Genomic DNA, 12,391 nt, shown 5'->3' on the forward strand with positions numbered 1-12,391 from the left:
CGGCACTGTCAGGATACCGAGATGCCCGCCATGCGCGCGATGCGCGTCCAGGATTCCGTCTCCCGCACCACACGGTCGGAGAGTGCCTCCGGTGAGCTGGGACTGACCAGCGCGCCGGCCGCGAAGGCCCTGTCACGGATCGCCTGGTCGGCGAGCACCTGGTTCAGCTTCTCCGACAGCAGGCGTACCACCGGCGCCGGCACGCCACGCGGCGCGAAAACCGCGAACCAGACGTTCAGGCCGAGGTTGGGCATGCCCTGCTCGGCAGCGGAGGGTACATCCGGCAGGCCGGGATGCCGCACGTCGGAACTAACGCACAGCGCGCGCAGCTTGCCGTCGCGCACCAGCGGCGTCAGCGGCGGCGGCGAGTTCATGTAGAACTGTATGCGCCCGGCGATGAGGTCGCGGATCGTCTCGCCCGTGCCGCGATAGGGCACGTGCAGCAGGTCGATGCCCGCACGATGCTTGAGGTACTCGGTCCCCATGTGGTGCATCGAGCCGATCCCGGCCGAGGCGTAGGTCATCTCACCCGGCCGCCGCTTTGCCAGCGCGATGAATTCCTGCAGCGTCGTTGCCGGCACGGTCGGGTGCGTGACGAAGAGCTGCGGCGTGTCGGTGATCTGGCCGACCGCCTGGAAGTCGCGCGTCGGCACGATATCGCCAAGGCCGCCGATGGCCGGGCGCGCCGTCATCGTCGCGCAGTAGCCACAGAGCAGCGTCGTGCCGTCCGCCGGAGCGCGCAGGACGGATTGCAGCCCGACCACGTCGTTCCCGCCGGGACGGTTCTCCACCACCATGGTGGCGCCGAGTGCGCGGCCGAAGGAATCCGCGACCAGCCGCGCGCTGAAATCGGTGCCGCCTCCGGCCGGGGACGGCACGACGAGAGTGATGGTTCGCCCGGCGAGGCTGCCCTGCGCCGAGGCAAGTCGCGGCGCCGCGAACGTCGCGAGCCCGGCGCCGAGCAAAGCCCGGCGCGGCATGGTGAAGTTCATTTTCGTTTCCTCCGGGTGGACCTTCAGGGCGCTTCAGGGAATGGCAGCGGCGATGGCACCGGCACCTGCCCGACATTCAGGATGAAGGAGAGCAGCGTATAATAGCCGAGCACGCCCAGCAGTTCGACAAGCCGCGCTTCGCCGAGGGTGTCGCGCGCCATAGCGAACTCGGAATCGTCAAGCCGGCCATGCTCGAGTACCGCTTGAGAGATCCGCCAGACAAGCTGCTCCGTCACATCCGCGAATTGCGGATCCTGCCTCTGCAGCAGGCGCCCCAACGCCTCCGCATCCACGCCGGCCTTCAGTGCGATCGGGTGGTGCGCGAACCATTCGTACTGCGCCGACCAGTGGCGCGAGACCGTGAGGATCGCAATCTCCCGCAACCGGTCGTCGAGCAGTCCGGCGAAGCGCAGGCTGGCGCCCAGGTGCTGCACGGCATCGGCCATCGCCGGGGCGCGCAGCAGCACGGTGAAGGGCCCGCCGACGGCGCCGCGCGGACCGGAAGCGATGGCGTCGAACACCGCGCGCTGCGCGTCGTCCAGCGCCTCCCGCGGCAGCGGAGGGAAGCGGCCGCTCATGCCGCCCCCGGCATCATGGCGCTGATGCCGCCATCCACGATGATCTCGGTTCCGGTGATGTAGCGCGCCTCGTCGGAGGCAAGGAACAGCACCGCATGCGCCACGTCCCATCCGGTGCCCATCTTGCCGGTGGGCACCTGCGCGTCGCGCCTGGCGATCAGTGTCGCCGCGTCATTGGCGCCGAGCTGGCGCAGCAGCCGGTTCTCGACCAGCGGCGTGTGCATCAGCCCGGGGATCACGGTGTTGCAGCGCACGCCGCTGCGCGCCTGGTCCATCGCCACGGACTTGGAGAGGCCGATCACGCCCATCTTGGAGGCCGAGTAGGCGATGTGCGGCCGGTCGCCGCTCATTCGGAGCGCGGCGATCGAGGCGACGTTGACGATCGCCGCCGTCTCTTGCCGGCGCAGATGAGGCAGGGCGTGCTTGCAGCCGAGGAAGACGCTCCGCAGGTTAATGTCGAACTGCTTGTCCCATACCTCCTCGCTCATCGTCTCGGCACTGCCGGGGTGCGAGCCGCCGACATTGTTCACGAGGATGTCGAGCCGCCCGAAGGCCGCAACGGCGGCCTCGATGGCGGCCTTCACCTCGTCGCTTCTGGTGACGTCAGCCGTATGCGCGATGGCGCGGCCGCCCTCTGAGGTGATCAGCGCGACCGTTTCTGCGGCTGCCTCCGCGTTGTTGTCGATGCAGAAGACCGCGGCGCCCTGGCGGGCGAAGAGGACGGCCGTGGCCTTGCCGTTGCCCCAACCCGGGCCGACCGATCCGGCGCCGGAGACGATCGCCGCCTTGCCTGTGAGATCGAGCACGTTTCCCCCGTCGTTGCGTTCAACTGACGCTTCCGTACATGCGCGGTGGAATCATGGCAACTGATCGGGGTGTTGTGCGGCGGCAACTCGCGAGCTTGTCCATGAATGGACGCGAGAGCGTTGGTCTTTCAGACGCTCCGGCCGCGAGGCCCCTCCCGCGATGCGACGATGGATGTGCCGATCGCCGGTCGTGTCATGGCCTTGCGGTCGCAAGCTTGTCGCCCTCGGCGATGGATTGAATCCTTCCTTCGCGCGGCTGTGAACACGCTGCACAGGATACTCGCCGACGCTGGATCCGCTGCACCAGCCGGAGGGTGGTGGGGCCACGCGGACGCGGCCCCACACATTTGGTCAGGCCACGAGGAACTGTTCGGGCGTCGTCGTCCTGAAGTCGAGCAGGGTGACGGTGCTGCCGTCGTCGAAGACGAGGACGGTGTCGACCCAGCTGTCGCCGCCCACATGCTCGATGCGCGAGGATTCCAGGCTGAGGCCGCCATCGAGGCGGATCGAATCGATCTTCCGGAAATCGACGACGATGTCGTTGCCACCGCCAGGACCGAAGACGAAGATGTCCGCGCTCTTGCCGCCGATCAGGACATCGTCGCCCTCGCCGCCCGCGAGGGTGTCCTCGCTGCCGCCGCCATCCAGCGTGTCGTTGCCGGCGCCACCGCGAAGCGCGTCAGGCGCATCCTCGCCGAAGAGCAGGTCGTCGCCTTCATCGCCATCCAGCAGGTCGAAGCCGTGGCCGCCGTGCAGCGTGTCCTGGCCTTCACCGCCCTTCAGGCTGTCATTGTCCTTCTCGCCCATCAGCAGGTCGTTGCCGAGCCCGCCTTGCAGCTGGTCGTGCCAGTTGCCGCCGCGAAGGACATCGTCGTCTGCGCCGCCATCCAGCACGTCGGCACCGATGCCGCCGTCCAGCGTGTCGTTGCCGGCACCGCCATCCAGCCTGTCGTTGCGCTCGCCGCCGGACATCGTATCGTCGCCGAGGCCGCCCGCGAGGCTGTCCGCCCCGCCGAGGCCGGCGATGGTGTCATCGCCGTCGCCGCCGGTCAGGCTGTCGGCGCCGCTCGTCCCCTCCAGCAGCTTCGATTCGGTCGCGGCCGCGGTGAAGGTCCAGCTCGTCTTGTCGGTGATGCCGGCGAAGGCGTTGCCGGTCGTGCCGGCAGCGGTGCCTTCACCCTGCACGACGATGTCGTCGATGGCCCACCACCAGTTGTTGCCGGCCTCGATCATGCCGAACCGGATGATGACCTCGCTCGCGCCGTCCGGGTTGTCGAGCTGGGCCCTCACCGTCTCGTTCGTCGCGCTGGGCTTGTAGTCGGCGGAGCTGGAATCGGAGTCGAACGCCAGAACCTCGGTCCAGGTCACGCCGCCGTCGTAGGAGACCTCGATATTGCCCTTCTGGGTCCCTTCGGCGCGCCAGCTCGAATCGAAGGTGATCGTCGCGGTGCCCGCCTCGACGCCCGCGAGCGAGATGGTCGGCATGGAGATGTAGGCATTGAAGAGGTTCGAGCCGACATCCGCGCTGCCGTCGTCATACTCGTCAGGATCGGCCACCAGCACCGCGCCCGATGCGTTCGTGAAGCTGCTGCGGCTCTGGTCACCCGCCGTGGTGATCCAGGAGTTCTTGTCCATCACCGTCCAGCCGAAGAACTCCACGGGACCGCCCGCAGGGGTCGTGGTGTTGTCCTGCGTCCAGCCCGCCGGCGGGGTGCTGCTGAAGTCGGTGCCATCGCCACCGCCTTCCGTGGGGCTCACGAAGGGCCCGAGCCCGACGCTCTCGAAATCCTCGGTGAACAGCGTGATCAGGTTCGAGGTGTCGCGCAGGGCGCCGGGATCGACCTGCACATAGTATTCCGCCCCGGCCTCCAGCGTGCCGGCCAGGTCGACCGTGACCGTGTCGCCGTCGATGGTGACGCGCGGATCGGTGATGGCGACGGTTTCGAACACGCTGTCGTCCGATGCGCGCCGCACCACGATGTCGCCCTCACCCGCGACCACGTCCTCGTCGAAGCGGATGGTGAGATCGGCGCCGGTCGGAACCGCCTCCGCGTCATCCGCCGGCGTCAGCGCGACGACCTGCGGCGCGGCCAGATCGGCTTCAGTGGTGAAGTTCCAGGTGGTCTCATCGCTGATGCCGAAGAAGGCGTTGGTGCCGTCCGTGAAGGCGCCCTCGTCGATCTTCACGTAGTAGTCGGTCAGCGCCGCCAGCGTGACGGGCAGGCCGATCGTGACCGTGTCGCCGCTGACGGTGACCGCGCCCGAGGTCACATCGACGGTGGCGACGACGCTGTCGTCCTCCGCGCGATGGACGGTGATCGTGCCCGTCCCGATCTGGACCTCCTCGCTGAAGCGGATCGACAGGTCGGTGTCGAGGGTCACGCGCGCCGCGCCGTCCACCGGCGTGAGGATGGCGTCGATGGTGGGCGGCAGCGGGTCGGCCGCACCTTCGAGCAGCGAACCGCTCTGCAGCCCATCCGCGTTCAGCGTGAAGGAGATGTTCAGGAAGTCGAGGATCGTCGTGAGCACGGAGGTCGCGGGCACGGCGTCCGAGAAGGTCGCGAGTTCCTCATTGGCGGCGATGAAGGTCCGCCGCTCCATGTCCGTCTGCTCGCCATGCCCCGATCCGGTCGCCGGGTCGCGGCCGTGATCGGTGGAGACGATGACGAGCCAATCCTCATCCGGGTTGGCCGCCTCGCGGGCCTCGACGGCCGCCAGGATCTCGGCCAGCTGCGCGGAGACGGTGATGATCGACTGGTTGTAGGCCTCGCCGAAGCCGGAGCTGTGCCCAGCCCCGTCCACGTCGTCGAGCTGCAGGAACATGAAATCCGGGGCAACAGTGTCGATCAGGTCCACCGCCTCGTCGGTGACTGCCTGGTCAGACAGGCCGCTCATCGCATAGTCGATGATGCCGGCGTCCACATCGGCCGAGAAATGCCCGGTGTTGATGTCGTCCCAATGGACGATCGAGGCGATCGTCGCGTCGGGAAGCGCACCGTCGATGATCTCGAAGATGCTGTCGACCTCGGCGTCGATCGCCTGGCCGTTGTTGCTGGTGACGCCGTGCTGTTCGGCCCAGACGCCCGTCAGCAGTGTGGACCAGCCGGGGCCGCTGACCGTTGGCTGTTCCGTGGAGGTCCCTTCGGCCCCGCCGGTGTAGCTCTCGACGATATCGAGGCTGTTGAGTGCTTCCGCTTCGCCCTGCAGGCCGAGCAGCAGGAATTGTTCCAGCTGCAGGCCGTCGATCCCGACGAATACGACGTGCTGTTCTGACATTCGAAATCCTCTTGATTCGCGAACGATCGCCGCAGTTCGGGCAATCAGGCCGAGCAGTAGCAGCGATACATGTCATGGCATTGAATTCGACGTGACAGTTTCCCTCCTGCGGTGAAAGGTCCGCCGGCTGCTGCATCCCGGGCCCCGCGATGCCGTGCGGCATGCTTCGCAGCCGGACGTGTCGTGGACGATGGGCGTGTTTCCGGTCGCGCACTTGCTCGACTGGGGGACGGACCGGCAGCAGCCAGGGAGAACGACGCCTGACCGCGGTCGACGCCTGGTGCGCGGCCAGTGCGTCCGGGGCCACGCGCCAGCCTACGTCGGCATCATACGAGCGGCACGAGTTCCTGACTCGTGCCGAGGCCGCGAACGCGGCTCGCCGGTGGTCCGGCGAAGCCAGGCAAGCCGGAGGTTTGCGCCCGGCGTCTGAGGGCAGGAGAAGCCGGATACCATCGGTCGCGAATCGCGGCCCTTGGTATCAGGCCAGGCCTGCGATCACCTCAGGAAGCTCCGCGCGTAGAAATCCTCGTCCCATGCCGGCAAATGCCCGGTCGGAAGCCAACGCGGCGCGGTACGCATCCTGTCCCGCACCAGGGTTTCGAACCACGTCACGACGGACCGTGGATCGGCCTGCTCGGGGGGCATCAGCCAGGTGGAAGGCCGCCCCTCGACGCGCTCGGGGATCGCGCCGACTCCGGTCGCGAGGATCGGCAGGCCGAGCAGCATGCAGTCGGACAAGGCGAAGCTGTGGGTCTCGGGCGCGCGAAACGGCAACCAGGCCAGATGCGGCCGGAGCTCGCAGACGAGCGGATTCAGCATCTCCTCCGCAAAGCCTCCGAGGAGGCGGATCGTGCCGCTGCTCTGCAGCGACACGGGCAGGCGCGCGAGGTCTTCGCCGAGGCAGAGCAGCTGCAGCTTCAGGCCCCGCGCCTCGGCCAGCCGGGCGACCGCCGCGATGTCCTCGATGCCCTTGTGCGGGGCGAGACGACCGAGGCACAGCACGCGCAACGCCTCGCCGTCGGCGAGGTCCGGCGCCTGGATGGCGAAGTTGCGCGGATTGCCCGGCTCCGGCAGCTGGGCCGCGATGATCGGCAGCCCTCCCGACAGCCGCCCGGCACGCCAGGCGAGGTCGCGGCTGCAGGCGATGCGCCGGTCCGCCTTGCGCAGGAGCAGGCGCGGCGGACCGCGGCGCCGCGCCGGATGGTCCGGGTCCTCCAATGCCGCGTCACCGACGAACCGGCCGTCCTCATCCGTCAGATGCGCGCCGTTCGCCACGAGGTGGTAGTCGAGGAGGGTGACGTCGAAGGGCACCGCCATGGCATCGAGGAAATCCTCGATCCAGCGGTCGAAGCCGATCGTGTGCAGCACGTGGACGCGCTCCACTCCGAGGGCGCGCAAGGCCATGACCGGCGCGTCGAGGCCTTCCGACGCGACGTCCCATTCCAGTTCCGCGATGTCCGGCGCCTGCGAGCCGAGCCGGAACAGCCGCTCGTCCACGCCCCAGCCGTAGAGGAGGTTCACCCTCTCACCGAGCCAGCGCCCGAGCGTCTCGACATACCGCAGGGTTCCTCCGCCCCAGTCGTGCAGCAGCATCAGGATCGTGGGGCGTCGCGGATCGGGCATCCTTGCCAGCACGGGCCGATCAGCGATGTGCATGCGAAGCGGGGCAGGCACCGGGGGGCGCGGAATCGACCGGGGCAGGGCAGGCGCCGGCGGAACGTCGGATGGCCCGATGGTCCGGCCAAGGCGCGCCAAGACCGCGGCGGTGGCGGCAGCATTCGCGGCAGGCCCGGCATATGCCGCCTTCAGCGCATCCCGGTCGAAGACCGCGGCGCACAGGCCGGGCCCGGGCGGAGCGATCCAGGCTTCCGACGCGCCCGCTGCGACGGCGCGCAGGCCTTCCACGAGTTCTGCGCCGGGCGGCAGTCCCTGTGCGTCGAGGATGACCGACAGCCTTTCCTCGCCGCTGCCGAGCGCGGCTTCCAGCAGCAGCGCCGCGCTCGGATGCTCCCCGGTCCGGACGACCGTGGCAGTCGCTGCCGTTCCTGGGCATTCGACGGACAGGGCGGGAGCACTGTAGTGCCGCTCATCCGTGACCGTGACGCGTCCCGGCCGAAGACCAGCGTCCAGGACAAGCCGCATCGCGCGGGCGACATCGTCGGGCCCGGCCGGCCGGCGCACCACCAGGTCGGCGCCGAAGGCGCCCATCGCGGAACGCAGGCGCGCCTCCAGGAAGCGCCGCGCGCCGTGATATGGTGCGTGCCGCAGCGTGGCGCCGGCCCTGCGAAGCCGCCTCAGCCGATCGGCCGGCGTACCGCCGAGACTCTCCAGATGTTCGAGCAGCGACACCCAGAGCAGGCTCGCTTCCTCGATATGCCGCGCCATGCGGGAGCCCTGGCCGCCGTGCTGGCGTTGCCGCACCAGCGCCCCGGGAACCGGCAGGAAGGGATGGCGCAGCGCGAGGCGATGCCACAGCGCATAGTCCTGCGTTGTGGGCAGCCCGGGGTCGAAGCCGCCGGCTTCCTCCAAACTGCGGCGGGGAACGATCATGGTGCAGCCGTTGAGCCGTCCCTCGAGGACCGCCCAGATTCCGTTGCCGACTTCCCCGTCATCCGCGAAGCCGTCGGTATGCCTGGCGCGCCCGAGAAAGCGGCCGGCCCGGTCGATCTGATCGGCATCGCCGAAGGAGACCATCGGAACGGGGCGCGCCATCAGTGCCGTGACGTGCCGAGCGATGCGTTCGGGATGGTAGAGGTCGTCATGGCTGAGCCAGGCGAACCAGTCCCCGCGCATGGCGGCGATGCCGGTGTTGAGCGCGGCGGCGACACCGCCGTTCGGCTGCGCGATCAGCCGCACGGAATCGCCGAAGAGCGCAACGGCGCGCTGCGTCGCGCCGCCGTCATCCGACCCGTCGTCGACGACGATGACCTCCGTCTCCGGCCAGGACTGCGCGAGCGCGCTCTCGACTGCCTCGGCGACGAAATCGGCACCGTTGAAGACCGGGATGACAATCGAGACCAGTTCACGGGTCACGCGGCGCTCCTCCCCGGCGCGGCGGCGATCACCTCGCGATAGGCGGCCTTCGCCCTGCCGCCATTGGCGCCGATGTCCCAGCGGGCCTCGACGGTGGCGCGGTTGCGCGGCGCTGCGGCATCAACCAGGGCATCCTCCGCCGCTGCGCGGGCGATCGCCTTGGCCAGGCCGGCGACATCGTGGGGCGAGACGACAAAGCCATCCCGTTCCGCTTCCAGCCATTCGAGCGCGCAGCAACTCTCAGAGACGATCGGGAAGGCGCCAAGGGCCATGGCTTCCAGCAGCGTCGTGCCGATTCCGTCGGAGATGCCGCAGGAAACCATCATGCGCGCCGCGCCCATCCGGGCCAGCGCCGCCGCGTGATTGGGCATCCAGGGTTCCGCGCCGATGTCGAGGCCGTCCGCCGCGGCGATCCTCGCCGCCATGTCGCGCACGACGGGGGAGGCGAGCAGGACACGGATGCGGTGACGCCGCAGGGCGGGCGCCGCGAGATGGATCGCCGACAGTGCGTGCAGCGCGCGCCCCGCCCAGCCGTGATAGCCCTTCACCAGGATGAGCCGCCGCCCTGAGGGGGGCGCGAGCGCCTCCAGCCGCGGCAGAATGGTGACATCCACGCCGCCCGAGGCCGGTTGCGCCGGCAGGATGCGGCCGTCGAAGCCCAGGCCGCGCAACAGCGGCACGTCGCGCTCGCACTCGTTCAGCGCCGCGTCGATGCGGGCGGCGATGGCCTCCAGCACGAGGCGGTGTTCGGCCAGGCGATGATAGAGAAAGATGTCGCTCCCCCAGTTGGAGAGCAGCCATGGCGGGGCATCTCCGTCGAGGCGTGCATGGGCGACGAGGCAGGCATAGCCTGCAAGCTGGATCTCCATGGAATGGAGCAGAAGCGGCCGCAGGACGCGCACGGCGCGGGCCACGGTGGCCCCACGCACGATCGCGTCGCGATCAAGGAAGCCGATCGGCGCCGGCAGATCGTCGGCCGCGAACTCCGGACCTTCGGGTTGGGCGGCCCAGACCCCGATCGCATCGCGCGGCATGACGAGAAGGTCTGACAGCGCGCGGACCGGCCAGGTCCTGCCGAGTTCCGGGGCGAGTTCCGCCTTGGTAGCGGGGATCAACACCAGCGGCCATTCGCCATGGACCATCCGCATCCAGCGCGCCGTGTGCACGCTGTCGGGCAGCGCCACGACGAGGATTGGACGCCCACTCATGCAAGAGGCTGCCGGGGCGGGAGATGCCGCAGCATGCGTTCTGCCAGAAAGCCCGGATCATGCGCAGCACGCGCGAGCAGCAGCGTGCCGGGCGGGGCGTCGTCGGATGGGAACTGCAGCGGCACAAGCACCGGCACCCCGGCGGCAGCGGCCTGCGCTAGCGGCAGGTGATCCGCCCCGGCGACGGCGATCGCGACGAACAGCGCCGCGCCCGGCAAGACGTCTTCCGGCGCCCGCAACGTCGCGCGGACATTCAGCCCGGTTTCCCAGCGCAGCGATTCGATGGCAGCGCGCATCGGCGGCTCCTCCGCATTCATCACTTCGACACACGTGCCGCGCATATGTGGGGCCGCCAGATGCAAGGCGGAGAGAAGCAGCAGACCGCGTCCGCGATCGCTGTCCTCCCCGTCGACCACCAGGCGCGGTGCCGACCCGGCGCCGGAACCCATCCTTGCCATCGCGCCCCCTTCTGCTTGATGAAGCCTCGTATGATCCATCCCATGTATCGCTCAATAGTTGAATTTTCATTAGTCATGTTGCTTACGAGTTGTATTCCCGGCAAGGTCGAGGCCCCCGACTCGGGGCAATGAGGGCAGCAGACAAGGGATGATTGGTCCAGCGACGACAAGACATCGGACGGCCGCGCCATGGACGTCCTGATCCCTGTCCGGGACCTGGTTTCGCGTGGCGGTGTCGAGGCGGCCTTCTACCGCCTCGCCGTTCCGCGCCACGCCGGCATCCGGTTCCATTGGCCCTCGCGCGGTCCCGATCTTCGCGCGCGCCGGGCGGGGCGGTTGCCGCCGAATGCCTTTCCCTTCGCGATGGATGACTGCGCCGCGCTGGATGAGCTTGCAGTGGAAGCCGCCGGGCCCGATGCGACGCTGGTACGGCCCTTGTTCGCGGCACTGCTGGCACAGCAGGGCACGTGCTTTGACGCCATCGACGTTCCCTCGACGCTACCTGTCGCACATCTGGTGCGCCCGGCCTGCGAAGCCTTCGGCGTGACGGTGGGTCGCGTGACGCAGAACTGGCTCGGCCATACGGCCGATGCCGCGCGGCTCGCGTGGCCCGATGCCGCATCCGAGCGGGAAGTGGAAAGGCTCCTGCTCCTCGGCGCGCTGTCGGACGCAGCGGTCGAACTGCGCTACGCCGTGGGCGTCACGCCGCCGGCCTGTGCCAATGGCGCGCCGCAGCTCATGCTTCCGCTGGCGACTCTGTTCGACCGGGCGGAATTGCGCGGGCGTTCCGCTTGCCCGCCTGGGCTCTTCATGCCGTCCGGTGATCCTTCATGGAATCTTGAGCCATTCCTGCGGGTATTGGACCGGCTGCCCGCCGCTCTTCGTGCGCGTGCGCGGCTACCACTGGATCTGCCGAAGGCCTTCACCGCCGTGCTGCGAACCGAGGAAGGCGCAAGGGACCTGTCCCGGTTGCAGCCGGGCGAAGCCGCCATCGCGATGGCCTGCGCCGCGCTGCCCATCTTCGATCCGGCACCGCTGGAGGCACTGCTGCGGGGCGAGACGGTGATCGCATCGCGCAACTCCTGGACGGCCGCAGTGCTGGACGCAGCGGATCCGACCGCTGCGCCCCACGGTATCGACCTCGATGGCAGCGCGATCGCCACTGCGCTCGAGCCACCCGCATCCGCCGTGGCTCCCCCGCCGCTGCGTGGCGTGATGGACGAGGCGCGCGCTCTTCACCTCGCCTACCGTGGCGAGGACCTGCCTCCCATGCCGGCGGCCGCGACGCTGGCGGGCGTGCGGCGCCTGCGACCGCAGTTCGAGGCCTCGCTTCCGTTCCGCCGGGCGACGGCGCGCCCGGACCTGACCTTCATCCTGGCCGGCGAAGGGATGTCGCCCGACAGCATCGCACCGACCCTCGCCTGCCTGGCACGGATCGACGACGTCGCGGTGCAGGCCATCGTCGTCCTCGACGAAACCGCGGAGGAGCCTGGGGCGATCGAGGAGATGGTCGCCGCTGCCGGCGGCTTCGCCCGCGTGCTGCGTCAGGGGCGTGACGCCGGCTTGCTGCGCCCGGCACGGGAGGCCACCGCCCCGCTCGTCGCGCTGGTCGCGCCAGGGGACAGGACCGCGCGCGGATTGGGGCGATGGCTGGTCCACGCGATGTCCCCGGTTATCCGCCGGGGCGCGCTTCCCGCCTGGGCCGGGCTTCGCGCCAGCCAGCCGGGGCGGCCGCGCCTGCCCTCCCCATCCGACGCGATGCTGCGCATCGGTCCGGGCACTGCCCTTCGCCGCACAACACTCCTCGAGTTGGGCGGCGGCCCGGCCGGGCCCGCCGGCACGCGCCGGCTCCTCCGGCGGATCCTCGACCGCCACGGAAAGGATGCCGTCGCGGCGGCCGATGGCGGCCCACCCCTTGCCTTTGCCGCGAAGCCCGAAAACTACCGAGAGGCCGGCGACGCCGGACGGCCCGACGAACGCCGCCTGCCCGCCACGGCGGCGGCTCCGGCCCATGCGGATCCGGCCTGGAGCTGAACATAT

Annotated in this window: 8 protein-coding genes; 1 reads left to right on the forward strand and 7 read right to left on the reverse strand. The window is 69.5% G+C overall.

From position 1 onward, the window contains the following. Positions 1-8: 8 nt before the first annotated feature. The 7 genes from GXW74_RS13780 to GXW74_RS13810 all read right to left on the reverse strand — a co-directional run bounded on the left by GXW74_RS13780 (position 9) and on the right by GXW74_RS13810 (position 10,342). Positions 9-992 (reverse strand): Bug family tripartite tricarboxylate transporter substrate binding protein, encoded by a 984-nt coding sequence (locus tag GXW74_RS13780; protein ID WP_211847091.1) that lies wholly within the window; start codon positions 990-992, stop codon positions 9-11. A 23-nt stretch (positions 993-1,015) separates the two neighbouring features. Next, positions 1,016-1,570 carry a carboxymuconolactone decarboxylase family protein gene (locus tag GXW74_RS13785; protein WP_211847092.1) on the reverse strand — a complete coding sequence of 185 codons (555 nt, stop codon included), beginning with the start codon at positions 1,568-1,570 and terminating at the stop codon, positions 1,016-1,018. Continuing rightward, entirely contained in the window at positions 1,567-2,376 is an 810-nt protein-coding gene (locus GXW74_RS13790) for an SDR family NAD(P)-dependent oxidoreductase (RefSeq protein ID WP_211847093.1), read from the reverse strand. The genes GXW74_RS13785 and GXW74_RS13790 overlap by 4 nt, the downstream gene beginning before the upstream one ends. A gap of 351 nt (positions 2,377-2,727) precedes the next feature. Continuing rightward, the gene (locus tag GXW74_RS13795) at positions 2,728-5,652 is read right to left on the reverse strand and encodes an Ig-like domain-containing protein (protein ID WP_211847094.1); all 2,925 of its coding nucleotides are present in this window, start codon (positions 5,650-5,652) and stop codon (positions 2,728-2,730) included. A 495-nt stretch (positions 5,653-6,147) separates the two neighbouring features. Further along, positions 6,148-8,685, reverse strand: a complete 2,538-nt coding sequence (locus GXW74_RS13800; protein ID WP_211847095.1) for a glycosyltransferase — start codon at positions 8,683-8,685, stop codon at positions 6,148-6,150. Next, on the reverse strand, positions 8,682-9,893 hold the full coding sequence (locus GXW74_RS13805; RefSeq protein WP_211847096.1) for a glycosyltransferase: 1,212 nt from the start codon (positions 9,891-9,893) through the stop codon (positions 8,682-8,684). Before GXW74_RS13805 ends, GXW74_RS13800 begins: the two co-directional genes overlap by 4 nt. Further along, positions 9,890-10,342: a hypothetical protein gene (locus GXW74_RS13810; protein WP_211847097.1), complete on the reverse strand. Its 453-nt coding sequence runs from the start codon at positions 10,340-10,342 to the stop codon at positions 9,890-9,892. Before GXW74_RS13810 ends, GXW74_RS13805 begins: the two co-directional genes overlap by 4 nt. A 198-nt stretch (positions 10,343-10,540) precedes the next feature. Between GXW74_RS13810 and GXW74_RS13815 the strand changes: the two genes are divergently transcribed. After that, a complete protein-coding gene (locus GXW74_RS13815) occupies positions 10,541-12,385 on the forward strand; it encodes a hypothetical protein (protein ID WP_211847098.1) in 1,845 nt (614 codons plus the stop codon). Positions 12,386-12,391 lie beyond the last annotated feature (6 nt).

The sequence above is a fragment of the Neoroseomonas eburnea genome (assembly GCF_018129005.1).
In the GTDB taxonomy this organism is placed as follows: Bacteria; Pseudomonadota; Alphaproteobacteria; order Acetobacterales; family Acetobacteraceae; genus Neoroseomonas; species Neoroseomonas eburnea.

Bases quoted from the DNA above. Each gene is read 5' to 3' on its own strand.
- GXW74_RS13795 (WP_211847094.1), bottom strand. From the start codon at position 5,652: ATGTCAGAACAGCACGTCGTATTCGTCGGGATCGACGGCCTGCAGCTG.
- GXW74_RS13815 (WP_211847098.1), top strand. From the start codon at position 10,541: ATGGACGTCCTGATCCCTGTCCGGGACCTGGTTTCGCGTGGCGGTGTC.
- GXW74_RS13780 (WP_211847091.1), bottom strand. From the start codon at position 992: ATGAACTTCACCATGCCGCGCCGGGCTTTGCTCGGCGCCGGGCTCGCG.
- GXW74_RS13805 (WP_211847096.1), bottom strand. From the start codon at position 9,893: ATGAGTGGGCGTCCAATCCTCGTCGTGGCGCTGCCCGACAGCGTGCAC.
- GXW74_RS13785 (WP_211847092.1), bottom strand. From the start codon at position 1,570: ATGAGCGGCCGCTTCCCTCCGCTGCCGCGGGAGGCGCTGGACGACGCG.
- GXW74_RS13810 (WP_211847097.1), bottom strand. From the start codon at position 10,342: ATGGGTTCCGGCGCCGGGTCGGCACCGCGCCTGGTGGTCGACGGGGAG.